This window comes from Paracoccus sp. SMMA_5_TC, assembly GCF_009696685.2.
Classification (GTDB): domain Bacteria; phylum Pseudomonadota; class Alphaproteobacteria; order Rhodobacterales; family Rhodobacteraceae; genus Paracoccus.
The window spans coordinates 1,233,022-1,257,854 of the sequence record NZ_CP102355.1 but is presented as its reverse complement, the minus strand read 5'-3'; the positions used below and the strand labels follow the sequence as shown (position 1 = coordinate 1,257,854).

Here is a 24,833-nt window from a genome sequence, read left to right as displayed (position 1 = left end):
CGGCCACCTGGGAACCAGGTGATTCTCATGCGAGATGCTGCGAGTTACGGCATTACCCGGCCAAGGTCAAGCCTGACCGGGAATGCGGTCCAGAACCTTGCCGATGGCGGCCGCGACATCGTCGATATCGGCAAGCCCGTCGACCGCGTGCAGATTGCCCTTGCAGTAATAATAGCCGATCAGCGGCGAGGTTTTCTTGTAATATTCGATCAGCCGGGTGCGCAGGCTTTCCTCGTTGTCATCCGCCCGGCGCCGCAGGTCGGTGGATCCACAGACATCGCAAACGCCTGCGGTCTTGGTAGGCTTGGTGCTGTCGTGATAGACCTCGCCGCAATTGCCGCAGGTGAAACGGCCCGAGATCCGGCTGACCAGCGCCGCATCGTCCACCCGCATCTCGATCACCGCATCGATGCGCTGATCGGTTTCGGCCATCAGCGCCTGCAAGGCATCAGCCTGGGCCAGGGTGCGCGGGAAGCCGTCAAAGATGAAGCCCTTGCCGCCGCGCCCGAGCTGTTCGCGGATCAGGCCGATGACGATCTCGTCGGTGACAAGCTCGCCGCGGTCCATCACCTCGGCGACACGCTTGCCCATTTCGGTGCCCGAGTTGCGCGCCTCGCGCAGCATGTCACCGGTCGACAGCTGGACCAGACCGCGTTCATCGATCATGCGCCGGGCCTGGGTGCCTTTTCCTGCGCCGGGCGGCCCCAGCAGAATGATGTTGATCGCCATCTTGTCCCTCTCCTCTGGCGCGGTGGCGGCTCAGCGGCGCGCCGGCGGTTTCCGGGGCTTGACCGCGCCTGGTTTCCCGCGCCTGCCACGCAATTGTGATTTCTCGATCAAACCTTCGTATTGATGCGCAAGCAAGTGGCTTTGCACCTGGTTGATCGTGTCCATGACGACGCTCACCACGATCAGCACCGAAGTGCCGCCGAAATAGAACGGAATCGACAGCTGGTGGCGGATGATCTCGGGCAGCAGGCAGACGGCGGCCAGATAGGCCGAGCCGATCACCAGCACGCGCGTCACCACATAGGTCAGATAATCCTCGGTCCGTTTTCCCGGCCGAATGCCGGGGATGAAGCCACCCTGATTCTTCAGGTTCTCGGCTACGTCATCGGTCTTGAAGCTGACGTTGAAGGTGTAGAAATACGCAAAGAACACGATCATCAGCGCGAAGAACACCAGATACAACGGCTGCCCCGGCCCGAAATAGGCCAGGATGGTGGACATCACCGGCCCGGTCTGGTTCCCCGAAAAGGTCGAGATTGTGATCGGCAGCAGCAACAGCGAGCTGGCAAAGATCGCCGGGATGACGCCTGCCGGGTTCACCTTGATCGGCAGATGGCTGGACTGGCCGTCATAGATCTTCATGCCGACCTGGCGGCGCGGATACTGGATGTGGATCTTGCGCAGCGCCCGTTCCATGAACACCACAAAGGCAATGACCGCCACCACCATCGCCAGCACGCCCAGGATGACCGGCGTCGAGACGGCCCCGGTGCGCCCCTGCGCCAGGAACTGCGCCAGATGGCCGGGAATTTCGGCGACGATGCCGACAAAGATGATCAGCGAAATGCCGTTGCCGATGCCGCGGGCAGTGATCTGTTCGCCCAGCCACATCAGGAACATGGTCCCGCCAACCAGGGTAATCACGACCGAGGCGCGGAAGAACAGGCCCGGATCATGCGCCAGTCCGCCATGTTCCAGGCTGACCGCCAGACCCCAGGCCTGGAACAGCGCCAGTGCCACGGTGCCATAGCGGGTATACTGGTTGATCTTCTTGCGGCCCTGTTCGCCCTCTTTCTTCAGCTGCTCCAGCGACGGCACCATCGAGGCCAGCAGCTGCACGATGATCGAGGCAGAGATATAGGGCATGATTCCCAGGGCAAAAATGCCCATCCGCCCCAGCGCGCCACCGGTGAACATCGACAGGATGCCACCGATACCCGATTGCGCCTGATCCATGAAATTGCGCAGCGCGGCGCCGTCGATGCCGGGCACGGGAATATATGTGCCCAGGCGATAGATGATGAGAAGACCGAGCGTGAACCAGATCCTTTGGCGCAGCTCGGTCGCCTTGCCAAGCGCGCCCCAGGAAAGGTTCGCGGCCATCTGTTCTGCGGCTGACGCCATGCTTCATGCCCCTTTCGTGGCAGCGCCGCCGGATCGTTTTCCGATCCCGCGGCGCATGGAAAACCTTGCAAGCTATCTATTGGGCGCAGACGCCCCCTTCAACAGCTTATTCGGCCGCGGCTTCTTCTTTCGCCGCGCGGGTCACGGTCAGCTTGCCGCCGGCTTTCTCGACCGCCTCGATCGCGGCTTTCGACGCACCGGCAACCGTCAGGTTCAGCGCCACATTCAACGCCCCCTTGGCCAGCACGCGCACACCGTCCAGCTTGCGGCGGATCACGCCTGCGGCGATCAGCGCGTCCTCGGTGACATCGGCCTTGGCATCCAGCTTGCCGGCATCGACGAATGCCTGCAGTTGACCCAGGTTCACCACCGCGAATTCAAGCCGATTGGGTTTGTTGAACCCGCGCTTGGGCAGGCGGCGGTAGAGCGGCATCTGGCCGCCTTCGTAACCGTTCAGCGCAACGCCCGAACGCGAGGTCTGACCCTTGATACCGCGGCCCGCGGTCTTGCCCTTGCCCGAACCGGGGCCGCGGGCCACGCGCTTTTTCTTGCGGTTGGCGCCTTCGTTGTCGCGCAATTCATGCAGTTTCATGTCGCTTCTCCTTGCCGGAAGCGTCCCGCGAAGCGAAAGGGGACGGACACGGCATTTCTTGATTGGTTGAGTCGTGCCAGGCGGCACCGCGGCTGCTTATGCCTTTTGCCGGACAAGTTCAAGCGCCTTGCCCCGTGGCGACCAGCTGTTCAGAAATCGAACCAGGTGCCCAGAAACAGTGACCGCCCTTCCGGCCGGTTCAACGGTTGAACCATCCCCACCTCAAGGCGCGTGTTCATGCCCAGTTCCTGCACCACCGACGCCGCCAGCTTGCTCGAAAAATCGGCATCGTCGCGCTTTTCCAGCCGCAGCTGCTGGATGAGCGACAGCCCGTCCCGGGCATTCCATCCCAGCGTCGCCTGCGCCTTGGCACTGGTTTCGGCCGTGACATGGTCGAGGAAACCCGAGGTTTCGCCCGCATGCAGCGAGAGGGCATCGACTTCTCGGAACTTGCCGGCCAGTTTCAGGCGCGTCTCTATTGCCACCCAGCCCCCACCCGGCAGGTGCCGCAACCCCGGCACGGCATCCAGCCCGCGCCCCCAGGCGGTGCCGATCTGCACCAGCGGCATCAGAGCACCGTCGCGCCGCAGCAAGCCGCCGCCCAGCGATACCGTCCAACGATCGGGGCCATCTCCTGCATCGAGTTGCTGCTGCCACCACAGCAGCAGGTTGCTTTCACCCGTCCGGGAATGACCCAGTTCCAGCCCCAGCAGGCGGCGCGGTGAAACACCATATTCCGCGTAAAGGCTTTTGGAGCCGTAGCCGGCGCGATCGCCTTCGACCGTTGCCGACAGAAAACCGCTGCCTGGATCACGGCCCCAAGGCCCGGCCGTGGCCGCGCTGGCGAGCATCAACGCCAGCACCAGCATCCACAGGCGCAGACCCATCCGCCCCCCTTCCCAACCGGCAGTTACGTCACCCGACCAGGGTAGGCACCAAAGGTTGACGAAAGGTTAAGACGAACGGAAAACGCCCCGAAGCCAGGCTTCGGGGCGCGTATTCCAGCCGAGGGCGGGCGATCTCAGCCGCGCTCTTCGATGATGACCGCCAGATGCGGGATCTTGGCAACCATGCCGCGGATGGCCGGGGTATCCTCCAGCTCGCGGGTGCGGTGCATCTTGTTGAGGCCCAGGCCCTTCAGCGTTTCGCGCTGGATGGCGGGGCGACGAATCGGCGAACCGATCTGCTTGACGACGATGGTCTTGGCCATGGTGTCCTCTCCTTACGCTTCGACAGCGGCTTCCGCCGGCTTGGTGTCCTGCGCCAGGATGTCGGCCACCTTCTTGCCGCGACGCTGGGCGACACTGCGCGGCGAAGCTTCCTTCTTGAGGCCGTCGATGGTGGCGCGGATCATGTTGTAGGGGTTCTGCGAACCTTGCGATTTGGCCACGACGTCCTGGACACCCAGCATCTCGAACACGGCGCGCATCGGGCCGCCGGCGATGATACCGGTCCCCGGGACCGCAGTGCGCATGATGACCTTGCCGGCGCCGTGACGTCCCTCGATGTCATGGTGCAAGGTGCGGCCATCGCGCAGCGGCACGCGGATCAGGCTGCGCTTGGCCTGTTCGGTTGCCTTGCGAATGGCCTCGGGCACTTCCTTGGCCTTGCCCTTGCCGAAACCGACGCGACCGCGCTGATCGCCGACGACCACCAGAGCCGCAAAGCCGAAGCGCTTGCCGCCCTTGACGGTTTTCGACACACGGTTGATCGCAACCAGACGATCGGCGAATTCCGGGGTTTCCTCGCGCTCTTCGCGGCGGCCCCGGCGATTTTCACGTTCTGCCATCAGGCATTCCTTTCTAGCTGGCGCGATCTGCGCCGTTGTTTCCAATCCAGGTGGGCGCCGGTCGCCCGGCAACCCCCGGATCATCGGGGCGGCGCTGACGCCGCCCGCAGGATCAGAACTTCAGACCGCCTTCGCGGGCTGCGTCGGCCAGGGCCTTGATCTTGCCGTGGAACAGGAAGCCGCCACGGTCGAAGATCACTTCCTCGACCCCGGCCTTGCGGGCCCGTTCGGCAATCGCGGCGCCGATCTTGGCCGCGGCCTCGACGTTGTTCTTGCCAACCACGCCCAGATCCTTTTCCAGCGACGAGGCCGAGGCCAGAGTGACCCCTTTCGCGTCGTCGATCAGCTGCACGCTGATGTTCTTGGACGAACGGTGGACGGACAACCGCGGACGACCGTTGGCGATGGCCCGCAGTTTGTTGCGCACGCGCAGGCGGCGCTTCTGGAACAGCTCTTTCTTGTTCAGTGCCATTGTTGCGCCCCTTACTTCTTCTTGCCTTCCTTGCGGAAGACGACTTCGCCCTTGTAGCGGATACCCTTGCCCTTGTAGGGCTCGGGCTGGCGCCACTCGCGGATATTGGCCGCGACCTGGCCGACCAGCTGCTGATCGATGCCCTCGACCACGATTTCGGTCTGCTTGGGCGCGGTGATCGTCACCCCATCCGGCGTTTCGAAGTTGACTTCGTGCGAATAACCCAGCGACAGCTTCAGCGTCTTGCCCTGCATCGCGGCGCGGTAACCCACGCCCTGGATTTCGAGCTCTTTCTTGAAGCCTTCGCTGACCCCGATGGTCAGGTTCTCGACCATCGAGCGGGTCATGCCCCACTGCTGACGGGCGCGCTTCGACAGGCCGCGCGGCGTGACCTTGACGGCCCCGTCCTCGATGCTCAGCGTCACGTCATCCGTTGCGGTGAAGCTGCGGGTGCCCTTGGGCCCCTTTACCTCGATCGTCTGACCGTTGATCTCTGCGGTCACGCCCTTGGGGAGGGCGACCGGCTTCTTACCAATCCGAGACATCTCTGCCCTCCTTAGAACACGGTGCAGAGCACTTCGCCGCCGACATTGGCGCTGCGAGCCGCTGCATCAGACATGACCCCTTTCGGAGTCGACACGATGGAAACCCCCAGACCGTTACGGACCAGCGGGATGTCCTTGACCGAGGCATAGACGCGACGGCCGGGCTTGGACACGCGGGCCAGCTCGCGGATGACCGGAGCGCCCTCATAGTATTTCAGGCTGATTTCCAGTTCGGTATGGCCGGACTCGGTGGTCACGGTTTCATAGCCGCGGATGTAGCCTTCGGCCTTCAGCACGTCCAGAACCCAGGCGCGCAGTTTCGACGCCGGCGTGCGGACCGTGGATTTGCCGCGCATCTGAGCGTTGCGGATGCGGGTCAGCATATCGCCGAGCGGATCGTTCATCGACATATTGCCCCCTTACCAGCTCGATTTCACCATGCCGGGGATCTGACCGAACGAGCCCAGCTCGCGCAGCATGATCCGCGACAGTTTCAGTTTACGGTAATACGCATGCGGACGGCCGGTCAGTTGGCAACGGTTGTGCAGGCGCGTGGCCGAGGAATTGCGCGGCAGTTCGGCCAGCTTCAGGCTGGCCTTGAAGCGCTCTTCCATCGGGCGGGATTGATCGTGGATGATCTCGTTCAGCGCCGCGCGCTTGGCGGCATACTTGCGGACCAGTTTCTCGCGCTTCTTCTCGCGCTCGATCATGGATTTCTTAGCCATATCTTCTTCCCTCCGCGATCAGCTGTTGAACGGCATGTTGAAATGCTTCAGCAGCGATTTCGCTTCCGCGTCGGTCTTCGCGGTGGTGCAGATGATGATGTCCATCCCCAGAACTTCGTCGACCTTGTCGAAGTTGATTTCCGGGAAAACGATGTGTTCCTTCAGGCCCATGGCATAGTTGCCGCGACCGTCGAAGGCCGTGCCCTTGACGCCGCGGAAGTCGCGGACGCGGGGCAGCGCGATGTTGATGAGCCGGTCCAGGAATTCATACATCCGGTCGCCGCGCAGGGTGACCTTGGCGCCCAGAGGCATTTCCTCGCGGACGCGGAAGCCGGCGATCGACTTCTTGGCCTTGGTGATGACGGCCTTCTGACCGGCGATCAGCGACAGGTCTTCAGCGCCCTGCTTGACCTTCTTGGTGTCCTTGACGGCCTCGCCGATGCCCATGTTCAGAACGATCTTGTCCAGACGCGGGATCTGCATGTCGTTCTTGTAGCCGAACTCTTCCTTCAGCGCGGCGCGGACCTTGTCCTTGTAGAGCGACTTGAGGCGCGGGGTGTAGGTGGTTTGGTCCAGCATCAGATCACGTCTCCGGTGGTCTTGGCGAAACGGACCTTCTTGTCGCCTTCCATACGGAAGCCAACGCGGGTCGCTTTGCCGTTCTTGTCCAGCAGCGCGAGGTTCGACAGGTCGATCGGCATGGCCTTGGCCACGCGGCCGCCCTGGGTCGCCTGGGTCTGGCGCTGGTGACGGATGGCGATATTCACGCCATCGACCACGGCCTTGTTCTCTTTCGGGAACACCGCAGTGATCTCGCCCTGCTTGCCCTTGTCCTTGCCGGTCAGCACGACGACCTTGTCGCCCTTCTTCAGCTTGGCAGCCATCACAGCACCTCCGGTGCAAGCGAGATGATCTTCATGAAGTTCTTGGCGCGCAGCTCACGCACGACCGGCCCGAAAATCCGGGTGCCGACGGGTTCGCCCTGGTTGTTCAGGATGACGGCGGCGTTGCGGTCGAAGCGTATCGAGGTGCCATCCTCGCGCTTCACTTCTTTTGCGGTGCGCACGACGACGGCCTTGCGGACATCACCTTTCTTAACGCGACCGCGCGGAATGGCCTCCTTGACGGAAACGACAATGATGTCGCCCACCGACGCATAGCGACGGTGCGAACCACCCAGGACCTTGATGCACTGCACCCGGCGTGCGCCGGAGTTGTCAGCGACATCCAGATTGGTCTGCATCTGGATCATTGGGTTACTCCCGACCTTTGGGGACCGACGGCGCCGGCCCCAGGGTTTCGATTAATCTGGTGATCAAGCCTGAGCTTCGACAGCGTCAAGCAGAACGGTCCAGCGCTTGGTTTTCGAGATCGGCGCGCATTCGACGATGCGAACGGTGTCGCCGACCTTGAACTGGTTGTTCGCGTCATGGGCGCGATACTTCTTGGACGAGCGCACGGTCTTGTGCAGCAGCGGATGCTTGAAACGACGCTCGACCAGGACGGTGACGGTCTGTTCGTTCTTGTCGCTGACGACCTTGCCTTGCAGGATGCGTTTGGGCATGACCGGGCTCCTTACTTCGACGCCGCGGCTTCTGCCGCTTTCTGGTTCAGAATGGTTTTCACACGGGCGACATCGCGGCGGACGGCGCGCATGCGGGCGGTCGATTCGAGCTGGCCGGTCGCCTGCTGGAAGCGCAGGTTGAAGGCCTCTTTCTTCAGCGACAGCAGCTGTTCCTTCAGCTGATCCGGCGTCTTGTCTTTCAGTTCTTGCGCTTTCATGCGCTTCTTCCTTTCAACATCACCGGAGAGCCCCTGCCGTGCAGGGCCACCCTGATTCCGGTGGAGTTTCATGATGAAGGCTTGCCCATACAGGCTGAACCGGCCCTTGGCAAGCATTATTCCAGAGATTTGCAAGGAAAACGCCCCGCCGGCTTGCGGCGGGGCGTTCCGATCATGCGCCGGGCTGGATTACCAGTCCTCGCGGGCGACGATGCGGGTCAGCACCGGCAGCTTCTGCGCGCCCAGGCGCAGTGCTTCGCGGGCGATGGCATCGTTCACGCCGTCGATCTCGAACATGATCCGGCCGGGGTGGACGCGGGCGGCCCAGTAATCGACCGACCCCTTGCCCTTACCCATCCGCACCTCGGTCGGCTTCGACGAAACCGGCACATCCGGGAAAATCCGGATCCAGACCCGGCCCTGACGCTTCATGTGGCGGGTGATCGCGCGGCGGGCCGCCTCGATCTGACGGGCGGTGACACGCTCGGGCTCGATCGCCTTCAGCGCGTAGGAGCCGAAGTTCAGGTTGAAGCCGCCCTTGGCCTCGCCGTGAATGCGGCCCTTGTGCTGTTTGCGGAACTTGGTCCGTTTCGGTTGCAGCATCTTTCTACTCCTTAGCGCGCGTCGCGGTCGCGATCACGGCGCGGACCACGCGGTGCCGGACCTTCCTGCGCCTCGTTGACGCGGCGGTCGCGGGCCTGCGGATCGTGCTCCATGATCTCGCCCTTGAAGATCCAGACCTTGACACCGATGATCCCGTAGGGGGTCGAGGCTTCGGCCAGGGCATAGTCGATGTCGGCACGCAGCGTGTGCAGCGGCACGCGACCTTCGCGATACCATTCGGTGCGGGCAATCTCGGCACCGCCGAGACGGCCCGACACGTTCACCCGAATACCCAGCGCACCCATGCGCATGGCATTCTGCACCGCACGCTTCATCGCGCGGCGGAACGAGACCCGCCGCTCGAGCTGCTGGGCAATCGATTCCGCGACCAGCTGCGCGTCCAGTTCGGGCTTGCGGACCTCGACGATGTTGAGGTGCAGTTCCGAAGCGGTGAAATTCGCCAGCTTCTTGCGCAGCGTTTCGATATCGGCGCCTTTCTTGCCGATGATCACGCCCGGACGCGCGGCATAGATCGTCACCCGGCATTTCTTGTGCGGGCGCTCGATGATGACGCGGCTGACACCGGCCTGTTTCGCTTCGCTGCGGATGAAATCGCGGATCTTCAAGTCCTCGAGCAACAGATTGCCATAGTCCTTGTCATCCGCATACCAGCGGCTGTCCCAGGTGCGGTTGACCTGGAGACGCATCCCGATGGGGTTTACCTTCTGACCCATTACGCGCGCTCCTCGACCTGACGCACCTTGATGGTGATTTCCGAAAACGGCTTCATGATGCGGCCGTAGCGACCACGGGCGCGCGGACGGCCGCGTTTCATCACCAGGTTCTTCCCAACCCAGGCCTCGGCGACGATCAGATTGTCGACGTCAAGGTTGTGATTGTTCTCGGCATTGGCGATCGCCGACTGCAGGCATTTCTTGACATCGCCCGCAATGCGCTTGTGCGAGAAGGTCAGATCGGCCAGGGCCTTGTCGACCTTCTTGCCGCGGATCAGTGCCGCAACCAGGTTCAGCTTCTGCGGCGAGGTGCGCAGCATCTTCGCTTTCGCGAAAGCTTCGTTCTCCGCCACGCGGCGCGGATTCTTTTCCTTACCCATGACGATTACTTCCTTTTCGCTTTCTTGTCGGCGGCGTGACCGTAATAGGTCCGGGTCGGCGAATATTCACCGAACTTCTGACCGATCATCTCTTCGGTCACCGACACCGGGATATGCTTCTGGCCATTGTAGACGCCGAAGGTCAGGCCGACGAACTGCGGCAGGATGGTCGAACGGCGCGACCAGATCTTGATGACATCCGACTTGCCGGATTCGCGGGCTTTTTCGGCCTTGCGAAGCACATAGGCATCGACAAAGGGGCCCTTCCAAACAGAACGTGCCATGGATTAACGCCCCTTCTTCGCGTGACGCGACCGCAGGATATACTTGTCGGTCGATTTGTTCGAGCGGGTCTTGGTGCCCTTGGTGCCTTTGCCCCAAGGGGTCACCGGGTGACGACCGCCCGAGGTGCGGCCTTCACCACCGCCATGCGGGTGGTCGATCGGGTTCATGGCCACACCGCGCACGCTCGGGCGGATGCCCTTGTGGCGGTTGCGACCGGCCTTGCCCAGGTTCTGGTTCGAGTGATCGGCGTTCGACACGGCGCCGATGGTCGCCATGCATTCCTGACGCACCATGCGCAATTCGCCCGAGGACAGGCGAATCTGGGCATAGCCGCCATCGCGGCCGACGAACTGGGCATAGGTGCCCGCCGAGCGGGCCAGCTGGCCACCCTTGCCCGGCTTCAGCTCGACGTTGTGGACAATGGTCCCGATGGGCATGCCGCTGAAGGGCATGGCATTGCCGGGCTTCACATCGACCTTGGCGCCGGCCACCACCTTGTCGCCGACAGCCAGACGCTGCGGCGCGATGATATAGGCCTGCTCGCCATCTTCATATTTGATCAGCGCGATGAAGGCGGTGCGGTTGGGATCGTATTCGATCCGCTCGACCGTGGCCGAAACATCGAACTTCGTGCGCTTGAAATCGACTATGCGATAGAGACGCTTCGCCCCGCCGCCCTTGCGGCGCATCGTGATCCGTCCGGTGTTGTTCCGGCCGCCGTTCTTGGTCAGCCCCTCGGTGAGGGATTTGACCGGGCGCCCTTTCCAAAGCTCCGAACGGTCGATCAGCACCAGCCCACGCTGGCCAGGCGTCGTCGGTTTATACGACTTGAGTGCCATGCTTTCTGTCTTCCGTTGCTTTGGACCGTTACTGGTCCGTTTCAGTCAAATACGGACGGCCCCGCTTGCGGGGCCGTCGATTCGCGGCTTCTTATCAGAGACCGGTCGACACGTCGATGCTGTTGCCAGCTTCCAGCGTCACATAGGCCTTCTTCACGTCCGAGCGCACGCCGGGGCGGCCCCGGAAACGCTTGGTCTTGCCCTTGGTGATGGTCGTGTTCACCGCCTTCACCTTGACATTGAACAGCGCCTCGACCGCATCCTTGATCGCCGGCTTGGACGAATCCTTGGCCACCTGAAAGACATAGGCGTTGGCATCCGCCACCAGCGTCGCCTTTTCGGTGATCAGCGGCTTGACGATCACATCGTAATGTTCGGGTTTAACGCTCATTTCAGGCGAGCCTCCAGTGCTTCGACACCGGCGCGGGTGAGCACGAGCGTGTCACGACGCAGGATGTCATAGACGTTGGCGCCGATCGAGGGCAGCACATCGACACCTTCCAGGTTGCGTGCGGCGCGGGCGAAGTTCTCGTTCACCTCGGCCCCATCGATGACCAGAACGCGCTTCCAGCCGTTTTCCTTGACCGCCTTGGCCACGACCGAGGTCTTGGCTTCGGCGAGATCGAGGTTCTCCACGATCACAAGTTCACCGGCCGAGGCTTTCGCCGACAGAGCATGCTTCAGGCCAAGGGCGCGAACCTTCTTGGGCAGATCAAAGGCGTGCGACCGCGGGGTCGGGCCCTTGTAGACACCACCGTGGCGGAAGATCGGCGCCTTGCGGCTGCCGTGACGGGCGCCGCCGGTGCCTTTCTGGCGGTAGATCTTCTTGGTCGAATAGCTGACATCCGACTTGCCCAGCACCGAGTGGGTGCCCTGCTGCGCCTTCGCACGCTGCCAGCGCACGACGCGGTGCAGCAGATCCGCACGCGGCTCGAGCCCGAAGATGTCATCGCTCAGTTCGATGTCACCGGCCTTGCCGGCTTCGAGCGTGATCACATCGAGTTTCATTTATCTTCTCCTTCGGGCGCGGCGTTGGGATCGGCAGCAGCCTTGTCGGCGGCGATCGATGCCTGGGCTTCGGCCTCGGCAGCGGCTTGCGCAGCAGCTTCAGCTTCCAGCTGGGCCTTGCGGGCAGCTTCCTCTTCGGCGGCGGCAGCGGCAGCGGCTTCGGCAGCAAGACGTGCGGCTTCCTTGGCCTTGGAGCGCGTCGCGGCGGGGAAGATCGTGGTTTCGGCCAGAGGCTTCTTCACGGCATCCTTGATGGTGACCCAGCCACCCTTCGAGCCCGGCACCGAGCCCTTGACCATGATCAGGCCACGCTCGGCATCGGTCTTCACGACCTGAAGGTTCTGGGTGGTCACACGAACCGCACCCAGATGCCCGGCCATCTTCTTGCCCTTGAACACCTTGCCCGGGTCCTGGCACTGGCCGGTCGAACCATGCGAACGGTGGCTGATCGACACACCGTGCGAGGCCCGCAGACCGCCGAAGTTGTGACGCTTCATCGCACCGGCAAAGCCCTTACCGATCGAGGTGCCGGCGATGTCGACATACTGCCCCTCGAAATAGTGGTCGGCGATGATTTCCTCGCCCACGTCCACCAGGTTCTCGGGCGCCACGCGGAATTCGGCAATCTTGCGCTTGGGGGCAACATTTGCCTTGGCAAAGTGGCCGCGCATGGCAGCGGTCGTGCGCTTGGCCTTGGCTTCGCCAGCGCCCAGCTGCAGCGCCACATAGCCATCCTTTTCGGCAGTGCGTTGCGCGATCACCTGCACATTGTCCACATGCAGGACAGTCACGGGCACCTGACGCCCGTCTTCCAGGAACAGCCGGGTCATGCCCAGCTTCTTGGCGATAACACCAGTCCGCAGCATGATGCCCCCCCTTAAACCTTGATCTCGACATCCACGCCGGCGGCGAGGTCGAGCTTCATCAGCGCGTCAACGGTCTGCGGGGTCGGATCGACGATATCCAGCAGACGCTTGTGCGTGCGGATTTCCCACTGGTCGCGCGATTTCTTGTCGATGTGCGGACCGCGCAGAACAGTGAATTTCTCGATCTTGTTCGGCAGCGGGATCGGTCCACGCACCTGGGCGCCGGTGCGCTTGGCGGTGTTCACGATTTCCTGCGTGCTGGCATCCAGGACGCGATAGTCAAACGCCTTCAGCCGGATGCGGATATTCTGGCTTTGCATTGTCATCCCTCTTGCGGGGAGTTCCAGTTGAGAGGCTGACAGGGCCCCATGCCCCGGCAGCGTCGAACCGTAAAATAAGAGCAGGCCGCCCGATTCGTGGCGGCCCGGCCCGAAGCAACCGATTCTTGCAAAAAGCAAAGGTATCGACAGCGATCGCAGGGCATCTGCCCGAATTTCCGGCCAAGGTCAAGCCCAAGATGACCAGTTCCGGTGATTTGCCCCGAAACCGAAGGCCGCCCTTTTGGGGCGGCCCTGGTCTTGCCGTGATATCCCGGGGGATTATCCGGCGGTGATGGGGGCGGCGCAGGGGTTGCGCGCACCTGCGAAGGGGGGTGCGGGCGCAGCAGCTGCGCCCGGCAGCCCTTACTTCAGGATCTTCGACACCACGCCGGCGCCGACGGTGCGGCCGCCTTCGCGGATGGCGAAGCGCAGCTTCTCTTCCATCGCGATCGGCGCGATCAGCTCGACCGTGAACTTCAGGTTGTCGCCCGGCATCACCATCTCGGTGCCCTCGGGCAGTTTCACCGTCCCGGTCACGTCCGTCGTGCGGAAGTAGAACTGCGGGCGATAGTTCGCAAAGAACGGCGTGTGGCGGCCGCCCTCTTCCTTGGTCAGGATATAGGCCTCGGCCTCGAACTCGGTGTGCGGCTTCACCGAACCCGGCTTGCACAGCACCTGACCGCGCTCGACGCCGTCACGCTCGATCCCGCGCAGCAGCGCGCCGATGTTGTCGCCGGCTTCCCCGCGATCCAGCAGCTTGCGGAACATCTCGACGCCCGTGCAGGTCGTCTTCTTCGTCGGGCGGATGCCGACGATTTCCAGTTCGTCGCCCACGTTCACCGCGCCACGCTCGACCCGGCCGGTCACAACCGTGCCACGGCCCGAGATCGAGAACACGTCCTCGATCGGCATCAGGAACGGCTGGTCCACCGCACGCTCCGGCGTCGGGATGTATTCGTCAACCGCCTTGATCAGTTCGCGGATCGAATTCTCGCCGATCTCGGGGTCGCGGCCTTCCAGCGCCGCCAGCGCCGAACCCTTCACGATCGGAATGTCGTCGCCGGGATAGTCGTAGGACGACAGCAGCTCGCGCACTTCCATCTCGACCAGTTCCAGCAGCTCGGGATCGTCAACCTGGTCGACCTTGTTCAGGTAGACGACCATGTAGGGAATGCCCACCTGACGGCCCAGCAGGATGTGCTCGCGCGTCTGCGGCATCGGGCCGTCGGCCGCGTTCACCACCAGGATCGCGCCGTCCATCTGCGCCGCGCCGGTGATCATGTTCTTCACATAGTCCGCGTGGCCGGGGCAGTCCACATGCGCATAGTGGCGCGAATCCGATTCGTATTCCACATGCGCGGTCGAGATCGTGATCCCGCGCGCACGCTCTTCCGGCGCGCCGTCGATCTGGTCATAGGCCTTGAATTCGCCAAAATACTTGGTGATCGCAGCCGTCAGCGTCGTCTTGCCGTGGTCAACGTGACCAATCGTCCCAATGTTGACGTGCGGTTTCGTACGCTCAAACTTTGCCTTTGCCATCAGCAGGGCTCCTTGAATTCTGAATGTCTGGGGTCAGGGTGGCGGGGCGATGCCCCGCCTGCCCGATCAGGCGTATTTCTTCTGGATCTCGTCCGAGATGTTCTGCGGCACGGCATCGTAATGATCGAACTGCATCGTGAACACCGCCCGGCCCGAGGACATCGAGCGCAGGTTGTTGATGTAGCCGAACATGTTGGCCAGCGGCACCATCGCGTCGATGACGTTGGCATTGCCGCGGGTATCCTGGCCGCGCACCATGCCGCGACGGCTGGTCAGGTCACCGATGATCGACCCGGTATATTCCTCGGGAGTGACCACCTCGACCTTCATGATCGGCTCGAGCAGCTTGGCGCCGGCCTTCTTCAGACCTTCGCGCATCGCGGCACGCGCCGCGATCTCGAACGCCAGAACCGACGAGTCGACGTCGTGGAAGGCACCGTCCACAAGCGCCACCTTGAAGTCGATCACCGGGAAGCCCGCCAGCGGACCCGAGTCCATCACCGACTTGATACCCTTTTCGACGCCCGGGATGTATTCCTTGGGCACCGCACCGCCGACGATGCGCGATTCGAAGGAATAGCCTTCGCCCGGCTCGGTCGGGGTGATTTCCAGCTTGACGCGAGCGAACTGCCCGGTGCCACCGGTCTGCTTCTTGTGGGTATAGTCGATTTCCGCAGGACGGCTGATCGTCTCGCGGTAGGCCACCTGCGGCGCACCGACATTCGCCTCGACCTTGAACTCGCGCTTCATGCGGTCGACCAGAATGTCGAGATGCAGTTCGCCCATGCCCTTCATGATGGTCTGACCCGATTCCAGATCGGTTTCGACGCGGAAGGACGGGTCTTCGGCGGCCAGGCGCTGCAGGGCAAGGCCCATCTTCTCCTGGTCAGCCTTGGACTTGGGCTCAACGGCGATCTCGATCACCGGCTCGGGGAAGGTCATGGTTTCCAGAACCACCGGCTTGGCCGGGTCGCACAGGGTGTCGCCCGTGGTGGTTTCCTTCAGACCGGCCAGCGCGATGATGTCGCCAGCGAATGCTTCCTCGATTTCCTCGCGGTTGATGGCGTGCATGATCATCATGCGGCCGACACGCTCGCGCTTGCCCTTGGTCGAGTTCAGCATCTGGTCGCCCTTCTTGAGCTGACCCGAATAGATGCGGGTGAAGGTCAGCGAACCGACGAAGGGGTCGTTCATGATCTTGAACGCCAGCGCCGAGAAGGGCTGCTCGTCCGAGGCCGTGCGTTCGATGTTGCGGGTCTCGGTCTCGTCGCCCGGAGCAAAGCCGACATAGGCCGGAACGTCGGTCGGGGCCGGCAGGAAATCGACCACCGCGTTCAGCAGCGGCTGCACGCCCTTGTTCTTGAAGGCCGAACCCGCCATCACCGGGAAGAACGACAGCGACAGCGTCCCCTTGCGGATCAGCGCGCGCAGCGTGGCCTCGTCGGGCTCGTTGCCCTCGAGATAGGCTTCCATGGCCGCGTCATCCTGTTCGACGGCCAGTTCGATCATCTTGCCGCGCCATTCCTCGGCCAGATCCTGCAGATCCTCGCGAATGGGCTGACGGGTCCACGAAGCGCCGAGATCGTCGCCCTTCCAGATCCATTCTTCCATCTTGATCAGGTCGATGATGCCTTCCAGCTTGTCCTCGGCACCGATCGGCAAGGCGATCGGGCACGGGGTGCCGCCGGTGCGGTCCTTGATCATGCGCACGCAGTTGAAATAGTCGGCGCCGATCTTGTCCATCTTGTTGACAAAGACGATCCGCGGAACCTTGTAGCGGTCAGCCTGACGCCACACGGTTTCGGTCTGCGGCTCGACGCCGGCGTTGCCGTCCAGCAGGCAGATGGCACCGTCCAGAACCGCCAGCGAACGCTCGACCTCGATGGTGAAGTCCACGTGGCCGGGGGTGTCGATGATGTTGAAACGGTTGCGCTGCGACTGGTCCTCGGTGAACACCGGATCTTCGTGGCGCTGCCAGAAGGTGGTGGTCGCCGCCGAGGTGATGGTGATGCCGCGCTCGGCCTCTTGCTCCATCCAGTCCATCGTCGAGGCGCCGTCGTGGGTCTCGCCGATCTTGTGGTTCTTGCCGGTATAGAACAGGATGCGCTCGGTCATCGTGGTCTTGCCCGCATCGATGTGGGCCATGATCCCGAAGTTCCGATAGCGCTCCAGCGGATATTCGCGTGCCATGAAGGGCCTTCCTTCCTTTACCAGCGGTAGTGGCTGAACGCCTTGTTGGCGTCGGCCATCTTGTGCGTGTCCTCACGCTTCTTCACGGCCGTGCCGCGGCCGTTGACCGCATCGGCCAGCTCGCCGGCAAGGCGTTCTTCCATGGTGTGTTCGTTGCGATTCTTGGCAGCGGTGATCAGCCAGCGGATCGCCAGAGCCTCGCGACGGGTGGGGCGCACCTCGACAGGCACCTGGTAGGTGGCACCGCCGACCCGGCGCGAGCGCACCTCGACCGAGGGTTTCACGTTGTCCAGCGCTTCGTGGAACACTTCGACGGGCTCGCGCTTCAGCTTGGCCTGAACCCGGTCCAGCGCATTGTAGACGATGCGCTCGGCAACCGATTTCTTGCCGTCGATCATCAGGTTGTTCATGAATTTGGTCAGCACGCGATCGCCATATTTGGCGTCGGGCAGCACTTCGCGCTTCTCAGCGGCGTGACGACGAGACATTGCGTGATCTCCTTACTTCGGACGTTTCGCGCCGTATTTCGAACGGCGTTGACGACGGTCTTTGACGCCCTGGGTATCCAGAACACCGCGCAGGATGTGGTAGCGCACACCGGGAAGGTCTTTCACCCGGCCGCCGCGGATCAGCACGACGCTGTGTTCCTGCAGGTTGTGCTTTTCGCCCGGAATATAGGAGATGACCTCGAAACCATTGGTCAGGCGCACCTTGGCAACCTTCCGCATGGCCGAGTTCGGCTTTTTCGGCGTCGTGGTGTAGACGCGCGTGCAAACGCCCCGCTTCTGCGGGCAGGATTGCAGGTGCTGCGACTTCGAGCGCTGCACCTTGGGCTGCCGCGGTTTGCGGATCAGCTGTTGGATCGTCGGCATTCGGTTCCCCGTCTTGCTTTCGTCAATACTCGCAGCCACCGGGCTGCGCCACTTCTCGACAGCGAATCACGCGTATCGTGAAACGCCACGACCCATCCGGCCCCAGCGGGGAGGATGGGCATTTTTCCAGAGGATCGGGGCATTTCCGGCCCGGATCGTGACCGATGAAGGTTCTGGCCTTCCCGGCGGTTTCCCGACGGGTGTGCGGCGTATATGAGCAATCGCCCGCCAAGTCAACATCGCCCGGACGGGCGCGGCCACTTACCACAGGCTGATCAGCGACCAGTGCAGATACAGCTTCAGTTGATCGACCATCTCGACCAGAGGGATGAAGCTCAGGAACACGAAGGCGTCGAACAGGTTGCGACGCAGGGTCGAAGCATCAAAGCTGTTCACGCGGCCGGTGCGGAACAGCCGGGGATCGGGCAGGAAGAAAGGCGTGCGCGCGGCATAGGCGTCGTATTCGGGGCCGAATTCCTGCGACAGGAACGCAGCCTCGCGTCGGGCCGTCAGCCACAGGATCACGCCCACGGTGCCGCCGATCATCAGCGCAAAACCCACCGCCCCGAACATCAGCCCGATGCCGGTCGCCGCCACCGTCGAAAAGAAATACAACGGGTTTCGCGTCATCGAATACGGCCCGTCCTGCATCACCACGCGGTTTTTCAGCCCGCCAACATAAAGGATGGACCAGAACCGGCCCAGCACGCCCGCCAGAAGCAGCAGGATTCCCAGCGATTCGATGGTCTCGTGACCAAAACCCTCCAGGCCCAGCATCGGCTGGATGACCAGCACCGCCGGCACAAGAGCCAGCGCCGACAGCCGCAGAATGTTGATGCGGACCTTCTGATTGACGGCGGCGCGCATGCGATCCCCTTTTCCTTGGCAGGTCTTGCCCGGTTCAGTGCTAGCGTCACCCGGATGGTCTGGCAATCCATCCGTCACGCGCCGGTCCGGTCAATTACCCGCGATCAATGGGCTACGGGGTCGGAAAGGCCGGACAGATCGATGCGAAAGCGCCGGGCCAGAATGGCGCGCCAGTCGACATCGGGCATGGCCAGCCCATAGCCTGCGCCGACTGCGCCCGAATCGTTATCCTGATTCAGCACGCGCAGGAACATCAGCCGATCCGCAAATGTCACCCCCGGCATGTGGCAGGCGATCTGCCAATGCGGAAAGTGCAGGACGCTTTGTCCGGCATCGGGGGGCAGAAAAACGGTCAAGGCGGCACTGGCGGCATGGATCACCCGCTGCTCGAGCGTGACGGGGCGCGCCTTGGCGTGCAGGACAAGGCCGCGGGCGTGATCGCAGAACAGGCGTCCTTCCCGCTTCCACAGCCCTTGCAGATCGGCAAAATCGGCGCGCGAACGCTGGATATAATCGACGGCGACCGCGTCATCGTCGTCCTGGCGGAAATGGCCGACCACATCGGCGCGGGCATCGATATGGGGCGCGATTGCGCGCAGGCAGGCACGCAGATGGAACGGCATCGGCGGAACCAGCGCCAGCCGGAACTGCGGCGCCAGAGACTCGAGCTCGCGCAGGCGCGACAGATAGGGTTCGGGCAGGTCGGGGCCGGTCATCAGCACCAGCGTGAAATCAGGTTCGGTCTGGGCCAGCAGGGCCGGCAGGGTCACACGCTCGAACCAATGCCAGCGGCGGGCAAGCCGCTGCGGATCATACAGGAATGCACGTCGATCCTGCAGGCTGCGATGACGCGTCTGAAAGCCGCGCTCGCCCAGGTAGGAAAACCGGCACAGGCCCAGCATCTGGACCCGCATCAGCCGCGCCTTGCCAGCTGTCGTTCGCGCAGGATGGTGTAGATCCCCGCGCCCACCACCAGTGTCGAGCCGGCCCATGTCCAGAGGTCGGGCCATTCGCCGAATACCAGCAGGCCCAGCACGATGGCCCAAATCAGCGAACTGTAGCGGAACGGCGCCACCACCCCGATGTCTCCCACCCGCATGGCGGCAACGGCCGTGACGTAACCGACCGTCAGGAACACCGCTGCCATCAGCAGCAGCAGCCATTCGCCCGGGCGGGGCCAGCGCCAGTCCTCGTTCATGCCCAGCACCGCCCCCGTCAAAGCCACCGCAACCGCCGCATAAAGCGCCACCGTGGCCGAGGACAGCGCCGGAGAAAACAGCCGGGTGAACAGATCGCGCGCCGTGATCAGCAGCATGGCTGCCAATGCGGCCACCGACCACAGGTCGAATGCGCCGGTGCCGGGCCGCAAGATCAGCAGCACACCCAGGAAACCGACGCCGATTGCCGCCAGACGACGCCATCCCAATGGCTCTGCAAAGAACAGCGCCGCCCCCAGCGTCACCGCCAGGGGCAGGGCCTGCATGATCGCCAGCAGATCCGCCAGGGCCATCTTCTGCAAGGCCAGCAGATAAAGCACCGTCGAGGCCACATCGGTCAGCGTCCTGCCCCACAAGGGTCCGCTGTCGCGCTGCGGCACCCGAAACCGAAGCCGGCCCTGGGCCCCGAACAGCACCAGCATCAGCACCACCACCATCGCGCCGCGCACGGCGATCGACTGATACAGCGGCAGTTCCCGCGTCACCGCCTTCATCACCGCGTCGTTGCAGGTAAATGCCGCCATGCTGAGCATCATCAGCAGTGTGCCCTGCATGTTTTCGGTGCCGGACGTGGGCATCGCCGATCCTGACTGCCCTGACTGCCGATTGCGAGCGGACGAAAGCGACGACATGCGCATGGACGATCCCCGAAGCCTCTGCTCATGGGTATTGAGGCGCAGCGCAAAACGCCAGAGGTCACGTCCGCGCCAGCGTCGCCGCAGCCGCAGGCGCAGCCTTTCGGCCACGCACCACGGCAACCATTGCCCGCAGGAAAGCCGGGGCTGGCAAATGGCGCAACGCAAAAGGCCCGGCACATGGCCGGGCCTCTGCTTCATCGGGACAGGATCACTCGCCGGCGGTGTCGGCCGGGCTGTCCTGCGGCGCGATCAGCGCCGCGGCGGCCTCGGCCTCGGCGCGGCGGGCCTCGATCACCTGATGGTCACGCTCGCCGGCGATGCGGCGCACGCGGGCCGTGGCGCCACCGGTGCCGGCAGGGATCAGCCGGCCGACGATGACGTTTTCCTTCAGCCCGACCAGCTTGTCGCGCTTGCCCTGGACCGCAGCCTCGGTCAGCACCCGCGTCGTCTCCTGGAAGGATGCGGCCGAGATGAAGCTGCGGGTCTGCAGGCTGGCCTTGGTGATGCCCAGAAGCACCGGCTCGCCCACGGCCGGACGACCGCCTTTGGCAACGACCTTGGCGTTTTCTTCCTCGAACTCGTCGCGCTCGACATGCTCGCCCTTCAGCAGGGTGGTGTCGCCGCTGTCGAGGATCTCGATCTTCTGCAGCATCTGGCGGACGATCACTTCGATATGCTTGTCGTTGATCTTCACGCCCTGCAGTCGATAGACGTCCTGCACCTCGTCGATGAGATAGTCGGCCAGGGCCTCGATCCCCATGATCCGCAGGATGTCATGCGGCGCCGGGTTGCCGTCCATGATATAGTCGCCCTTCTGCACGAAGTCGCCTTCCTGCACCGGGATATGCTTGCCCTTAGGCACCATGTATTCGACCGGCTCCAGCGTGTCGTCCGCAGGCTCGATGGTGATGCGACGCTTGTTCTTGTAATCCTTGCCAAAGCGCACATAGCCGTCGATCTCGGCGATAATGGCGTGATCCTTGGGTCGACGCGCCTCGAACAGTTCCGCCACGCGGGGCAGACCCCCGGTGATGTCCTTGGTCTTGGCGCCTTCGCGCGGGATACGCGCCACCACGTCGCCTGCCTTGATCTCCTGCCCGTCCTCGACGGACAGGACCGCATCGACCGACATCGGATAGGTGACCGGGTTGCCCTGTTCGTTGCGCACCGGCTCGCCGTCGCTGTCGACGATGATGATCTCGGGCTTCAGCTCGTTGCCCTTGGGGGCCGAGCGCCAATCGGTCACGATCTTCTGGGTCATGCCGGTGGCATCGTCGGTCTCGTCGCGGACCGAAAGACCGGTGATCAGATCGACATATTTGGCGACGCCGCCCTTTTCGGCGATGATCGGCAGGGTATAGGGATCCCATTCGAACATCTTCTGACCGCGCGTCACCGCATCGCCTTCGCGCACGAACAGCTTCGAGCCGTAGAACAGCTTGTGGCTGGCCAGGGTATCGCCGGTGGCACCCTTGACGTGCAGCTGCATGTTGCGGCTCATCACGATCAGCTCGCCCGAAGCGTTTTCCAGCGTGCTTTCGTTCTCGAAGGCAACCGTGCCCTCTTGCGAGGCGGCGATGAAGGATTGCTGGCCACCCTGCGCGATACCGCCGATGTGGAAGGTCCGCATCGTCAGCTGGGTGCCGGGCTCGCCGATCGACTGGGCGGCGATGATGCCGACAGCCTCGCCGATATTGACCAGCGTGCCCCGCGCCAGGTCGCGACCATAGCACAGCGCGCAGACGCCATCGTCGGATTCACAGGTCAGCGCCGAACGGATGCGCACCGACTGGATGCCGGCAGCCTCGATCTCGTCAGACTTGCGCTCGTCGATCAGTTCGTTCTTGCGCACGATGATCGTGTCTTCACCCGGAACCAGCACGTCCTCGGCCGCGACACGGCCCAGGATGCGTTCGGCCAGCGGGCTGACCACCTCGCCATCATTGACCGCGGCCGAGGCGGTGATCGCCCGGTCGGTTCCGCAGTCATGCTCGCGGATGATACAATCCTGCGCCACGTCCACCAGACGCCGGGTCAGGTAGCCCGAGTTTGCGGTCTTGAGCGCGGTGTCGGACAGACCCTTGCGGGCACCGTGGGTCGAGTTGAAGTATTCAAGAACGGTCAGACCTTCCTTGAAGTTCGAGATGATCGGCGTTTCGATGATCTCGCCGTTCGGCTTGGCCATCAGGCCGCGCATCCCGCCCAGCTGCTTCATCTGGCTGACCGAACCCCGGGCGCCTGAATGGGCCATCATGTAGACCGAGTTCGGCTCCAGTTCGGCCCCGTTCTCGTCCTTCTTGGTGGCCGAGATGGTCTTCATCATCGCTTCGGTCACGCGGTCGTTGCACTTCGACCAGGCATCGACGACCTTGTTGTATTTTTCGCCCTGGGTGATCAGGCCGTCCAGATACTGCTGCTCGAAGGACTTGACCTGCTCCTGGGTTTCCTCGACCAGTTCCCATTTGGTGGGCGGAACAACCATGTCGTCCTTGCCGAAGGAAATCCCGGCCCGGAACGCCTCGCGGAAGCCCAGTGCCATGATCTGGTCGCAGAAGATCACCGATTCCTTCTGACCGCAGTAGCGGTAGACGGTGTCGATGACGTTCTGGATGTCCTTCTTGCGCAGCAGGCGGTTCACCAGATCGAACGGTGCCTTGGCGTTCTTGGGCAGCAGCGCCCCCAGGCGGATCCGGCCGGGGGTGGTCTGGAAACGCTTCACCACCTCATTGCCGTTTTCGTCGATCTGGGGCAGACGCGCCGTGATGCGGGCATGCAGATGCACCGCGCCCGAGGCAAGGGCGTGTTCCACCTCTTCAAGGTTGGCAAATGCCATGCCTTCGCCCGGCATGCCTTCGCGTTCCATGGTGGTGTAGTAAAGCCCCAGCACCATGTCCTGCGACGGCACGATGATCGGCGCGCCGTTGGCGGGCGACAGCACGTTGTTCGTGGACATCATCAGGACGCGCGCTTCCAGCTGGGCCTCAAGGCTCAGCGGAACGTGCACGGCCATCTGGTCGCCGTCGAAGTCGGCGTTGAAGGCCGAACAGACCAGCGGGTGCAGCTGGATGGCCTTGCCCTCGATCAGGATCGGCTCGAACGCCTGGATGCCCAGACGGTGCAGCGTCGGCGCCCGGTTCAGCAGGACCGGGTGTTCGCGGATCACCTCGTCCAGGATGTCCCAGACCTCGGGGCGTTCCTTTTCGACCAGCTTCTTGGCCTGCTTGACGGTAGAGGACAGCCCCTTGGCCTCGAGCCGCGAGTAGATGAACGGCTTGAAGAGCTCGAGCGCCATCTTCTTGGGCAGGCCGCACTGGTGCAGCTTCAGTTCGGGGCCGGTCACGATGACCGAACGACCCGAGAAGTCGACGCGCTTGCCCAGCAGGTTCTGGCGGAACCGGCCCTGCTTGCCTTTCAGCATGTCCGACAGCGATTTCAGCGGCCGCTTGTTGTTGCCGGTGATGACCCGGCCGCGACGGCCGTTGTCGAACAGCGCATCCACCGATTCCTGCAGCATGCGCTTTTCGTTGCGCACGATGATGTCGGGCGCGCGCAGTTCGATCAGCCGCTTGAGGCGGTTGTTGCGGTTGATGACCCGGCGATACAGGTCGTTCAGGTCCGAGGTGGCAAAGCGCCCGCCGTCCAGCGGCACCAGCGGCCGCAGTTCCGGCGGAATGACCGGAATCACGGTCAGCACCATCCATTCGGGACGGTTGCCCGATTCCAGGAAGTTCTCGACGATCTTCAGCCGCTTGATGATCTTTTTCGGCTTCAGCTCGCCGGTGGCTTCCTTCAGCTCTTCGCGCAGCTGTTCGGCGGTGGCGGCCAGGTCGATGTTCGCGAGCATCTCGCGGATCGCCTCGGCGCCGATATTGGCGGTGAAGGCGTCGGCGCCATACTGATCCTGGGCGTCGAGGAATTCTTCCTCGGTCAGCAGCTGGCCATAGCTCAGGTCGGTCAGACCCGGCTCGATCACCACATAGTTTTCAAAATACAGGATCCGCTCGAGATCGCGCAGCGTCATGTCCAGCATCAGGCCGATGCGCGAGGGCAGCGACTTCAGGAACCAGATATGCGCGACCGGCGCGGCCAGTTCGATATGGCCCATGCGTTCGCGGCGGACCTTCTGCAGCGTCACCTCGACGCCGCATTTCTCGCAGACCAGGCCGCGATACTTCATCCGCTTGTATTTGCCGCAAAGGCATTCGTAATCCTTGATCGGCCCGAAGATGCGGGCGCAGAACAGACCGTCGCGCTCGGGCTTGAAGGTGCGATAGTTGATGGTCTCGGGCTTCTTCACCTCGCCATAGGACCAGGCGAGGATTTCCTCGGGCGAGGCCAGCGAGATCTTGATTTCGTCGAACTGCCGCGGCGAGGCCAGCGGGTTCAGCGGGTTATGAGCGAGTTCCTGGTTCATTTCCAAATCCTAATGAGGGGCGC

32 protein-coding genes are annotated in these 24,833 nt (G+C 63.1%); all 32 read right to left on the bottom strand.

Translation table 11 applies throughout. The features are described from left to right. Positions 1-66: 66 nt before the first annotated feature. The 32 genes from GB880_RS06325 to rpoC all read right to left on the bottom strand — a co-directional run bounded on the left by GB880_RS06325 (position 67) and on the right by rpoC (position 24,810). Positions 67-729, bottom strand: coding sequence for an adenylate kinase (locus GB880_RS06325; protein WP_154490408.1), 663 nt, complete (start codon positions 727-729; stop codon positions 67-69). A gap of 30 nt (positions 730-759) precedes the next feature. Then, positions 760-2,133: a preprotein translocase subunit SecY gene (secY, locus tag GB880_RS06320; protein ID WP_154490410.1), complete on the bottom strand. Its 1,374-nt coding sequence runs from the start codon at positions 2,131-2,133 to the stop codon at positions 760-762. A 106-nt stretch (positions 2,134-2,239) separates the two neighbouring features. Beyond that, positions 2,240-2,725, bottom strand: coding sequence for a 50S ribosomal protein L15 (rplO, locus tag GB880_RS06315; RefSeq protein WP_154490412.1), 486 nt, complete (start codon positions 2,723-2,725; stop codon positions 2,240-2,242). A gap of 149 nt (positions 2,726-2,874) precedes the next feature. Further along, entirely contained in the window at positions 2,875-3,612 is a 738-nt protein-coding gene (locus GB880_RS06310) for a hypothetical protein (RefSeq protein WP_154490414.1), read from the bottom strand. A 134-nt stretch (positions 3,613-3,746) separates the two neighbouring features. Then, positions 3,747-3,935: a 50S ribosomal protein L30 gene (gene rpmD / locus GB880_RS06305; protein WP_154490416.1), complete on the bottom strand. Its 189-nt coding sequence runs from the start codon at positions 3,933-3,935 to the stop codon at positions 3,747-3,749. A gap of 12 nt (positions 3,936-3,947) precedes the next feature. Then, positions 3,948-4,514, bottom strand: a complete 567-nt coding sequence (gene rpsE, locus GB880_RS06300; RefSeq protein WP_154490418.1) for a 30S ribosomal protein S5 — start codon at positions 4,512-4,514, stop codon at positions 3,948-3,950. 112 nt (positions 4,515-4,626) lie between these two features. Then, entirely contained in the window at positions 4,627-4,986 is a 360-nt protein-coding gene (gene rplR, locus GB880_RS06295; RefSeq protein ID WP_154490420.1) for a 50S ribosomal protein L18, read from the bottom strand. Positions 4,987-4,997: 11 nt separating this feature from the next. Next, positions 4,998-5,531, bottom strand: a complete 534-nt coding sequence (gene rplF, locus GB880_RS06290) for a 50S ribosomal protein L6 (RefSeq protein ID WP_154490422.1) — start codon at positions 5,529-5,531, stop codon at positions 4,998-5,000. A gap of 11 nt (positions 5,532-5,542) precedes the next feature. Continuing rightward, on the bottom strand, positions 5,543-5,941 hold the full coding sequence (rpsH, locus tag GB880_RS06285) for a 30S ribosomal protein S8 (RefSeq protein WP_154490424.1): 399 nt from the start codon (positions 5,939-5,941) through the stop codon (positions 5,543-5,545). A 9-nt stretch (positions 5,942-5,950) separates the two neighbouring features. Next, positions 5,951-6,256: a 30S ribosomal protein S14 gene (rpsN, locus tag GB880_RS06280; RefSeq protein ID WP_154490426.1), complete on the bottom strand. Its 306-nt coding sequence runs from the start codon at positions 6,254-6,256 to the stop codon at positions 5,951-5,953. Between the two features lie 18 nt (positions 6,257-6,274). Then, positions 6,275-6,835, bottom strand: coding sequence for a 50S ribosomal protein L5 (gene rplE / locus GB880_RS06275; protein ID WP_154490428.1), 561 nt, complete (start codon positions 6,833-6,835; stop codon positions 6,275-6,277). After that, positions 6,835-7,140 (bottom strand): 50S ribosomal protein L24, encoded by a 306-nt coding sequence (rplX, locus tag GB880_RS06270; protein ID WP_154490430.1) that lies wholly within the window; start codon positions 7,138-7,140, stop codon positions 6,835-6,837. Before rplX ends, rplE begins: the two co-directional genes overlap by 1 nt. Beyond that, entirely contained in the window at positions 7,140-7,508 is a 369-nt protein-coding gene (rplN, locus tag GB880_RS06265; RefSeq protein WP_010400243.1) for a 50S ribosomal protein L14, read from the bottom strand. The genes rplX and rplN overlap by 1 nt, the downstream gene beginning before the upstream one ends. Positions 7,509-7,571: 63 nt before the next feature. Then, the gene (rpsQ, locus tag GB880_RS06260) at positions 7,572-7,820 is read right to left on the bottom strand and encodes a 30S ribosomal protein S17 (protein ID WP_154490432.1); all 249 of its coding nucleotides are present in this window, start codon (positions 7,818-7,820) and stop codon (positions 7,572-7,574) included. Positions 7,821-7,831: 11 nt separating this feature from the next. Beyond that, positions 7,832-8,038 carry a 50S ribosomal protein L29 gene (rpmC, locus tag GB880_RS06255; RefSeq protein WP_154490487.1) on the bottom strand — a complete coding sequence of 69 codons (207 nt, stop codon included), beginning with the start codon at positions 8,036-8,038 and terminating at the stop codon, positions 7,832-7,834. A gap of 189 nt (positions 8,039-8,227) precedes the next feature. Next, positions 8,228-8,641: a 50S ribosomal protein L16 gene (rplP, locus tag GB880_RS06250; RefSeq protein ID WP_024844057.1), complete on the bottom strand. Its 414-nt coding sequence runs from the start codon at positions 8,639-8,641 to the stop codon at positions 8,228-8,230. 11 nt (positions 8,642-8,652) lie between these two features. Beyond that, positions 8,653-9,375, bottom strand: a complete 723-nt coding sequence (rpsC, locus tag GB880_RS06245) for a 30S ribosomal protein S3 (RefSeq protein WP_154490434.1) — start codon at positions 9,373-9,375, stop codon at positions 8,653-8,655. Beyond that, a complete protein-coding gene (gene rplV / locus GB880_RS06240; protein ID WP_154490436.1) occupies positions 9,375-9,755 on the bottom strand; it encodes a 50S ribosomal protein L22 in 381 nt (126 codons plus the stop codon). Before rplV ends, rpsC begins: the two co-directional genes overlap by 1 nt. Positions 9,756-9,760: 5 nt before the next feature. Continuing rightward, positions 9,761-10,039 (bottom strand): 30S ribosomal protein S19, encoded by a 279-nt coding sequence (gene rpsS, locus GB880_RS06235; RefSeq protein WP_010400236.1) that lies wholly within the window; start codon positions 10,037-10,039, stop codon positions 9,761-9,763. Between the two features lie 3 nt (positions 10,040-10,042). Beyond that, positions 10,043-10,879, bottom strand: coding sequence for a 50S ribosomal protein L2 (rplB, locus tag GB880_RS06230; RefSeq protein ID WP_154490438.1), 837 nt, complete (start codon positions 10,877-10,879; stop codon positions 10,043-10,045). A gap of 94 nt (positions 10,880-10,973) precedes the next feature. Further along, positions 10,974-11,270: a 50S ribosomal protein L23 gene (locus tag GB880_RS06225; protein ID WP_154490440.1), complete on the bottom strand. Its 297-nt coding sequence runs from the start codon at positions 11,268-11,270 to the stop codon at positions 10,974-10,976. Continuing rightward, a complete protein-coding gene (gene rplD, locus GB880_RS06220) occupies positions 11,267-11,887 on the bottom strand; it encodes a 50S ribosomal protein L4 (protein ID WP_154490442.1) in 621 nt (206 codons plus the stop codon). The genes GB880_RS06225 and rplD overlap by 4 nt, the downstream gene beginning before the upstream one ends. After that, positions 11,884-12,753: a 50S ribosomal protein L3 gene (gene rplC, locus GB880_RS06215; protein ID WP_154490444.1), complete on the bottom strand. Its 870-nt coding sequence runs from the start codon at positions 12,751-12,753 to the stop codon at positions 11,884-11,886. The genes rplD and rplC overlap by 4 nt, the downstream gene beginning before the upstream one ends. An 11-nt stretch (positions 12,754-12,764) precedes the next feature. Then, entirely contained in the window at positions 12,765-13,073 is a 309-nt protein-coding gene (rpsJ, locus tag GB880_RS06210) for a 30S ribosomal protein S10 (protein ID WP_010400227.1), read from the bottom strand. Positions 13,074-13,436: 363 nt separating this feature from the next. Next, on the bottom strand, positions 13,437-14,612 hold the full coding sequence (gene tuf, locus GB880_RS06205) for an elongation factor Tu (protein ID WP_154490446.1): 1,176 nt from the start codon (positions 14,610-14,612) through the stop codon (positions 13,437-13,439). A gap of 66 nt (positions 14,613-14,678) precedes the next feature. Further along, positions 14,679-16,802: an elongation factor G gene (gene fusA / locus GB880_RS06200; protein WP_154490448.1), complete on the bottom strand. Its 2,124-nt coding sequence runs from the start codon at positions 16,800-16,802 to the stop codon at positions 14,679-14,681. Positions 16,803-16,819: 17 nt separating this feature from the next. After that, positions 16,820-17,290, bottom strand: coding sequence for a 30S ribosomal protein S7 (gene rpsG, locus GB880_RS06195; RefSeq protein WP_154490450.1), 471 nt, complete (start codon positions 17,288-17,290; stop codon positions 16,820-16,822). A 12-nt stretch (positions 17,291-17,302) separates the two neighbouring features. Beyond that, positions 17,303-17,674, bottom strand: a complete 372-nt coding sequence (rpsL, locus tag GB880_RS06190) for a 30S ribosomal protein S12 (RefSeq protein WP_010399029.1) — start codon at positions 17,672-17,674, stop codon at positions 17,303-17,305. 261 nt (positions 17,675-17,935) lie between these two features. After that, positions 17,936-18,541 carry a methyltransferase family protein gene (locus tag GB880_RS06185; RefSeq protein WP_154490452.1) on the bottom strand — a complete coding sequence of 202 codons (606 nt, stop codon included), beginning with the start codon at positions 18,539-18,541 and terminating at the stop codon, positions 17,936-17,938. A 104-nt stretch (positions 18,542-18,645) separates the two neighbouring features. Beyond that, a complete protein-coding gene (locus GB880_RS06180) occupies positions 18,646-19,455 on the bottom strand; it encodes a glycosyltransferase (RefSeq protein ID WP_154490454.1) in 810 nt (269 codons plus the stop codon). Continuing rightward, positions 19,455-20,336, bottom strand: a complete 882-nt coding sequence (locus GB880_RS06175) for a DMT family transporter (protein WP_229774265.1) — start codon at positions 20,334-20,336, stop codon at positions 19,455-19,457. The genes GB880_RS06180 and GB880_RS06175 overlap by 1 nt, the downstream gene beginning before the upstream one ends. A gap of 268 nt (positions 20,337-20,604) precedes the next feature. Next, positions 20,605-24,810 carry a DNA-directed RNA polymerase subunit beta' gene (gene rpoC, locus GB880_RS06170; RefSeq protein WP_154490456.1) on the bottom strand — a complete coding sequence of 1,402 codons (4,206 nt, stop codon included), beginning with the start codon at positions 24,808-24,810 and terminating at the stop codon, positions 20,605-20,607. Positions 24,811-24,833 lie beyond the last annotated feature (23 nt).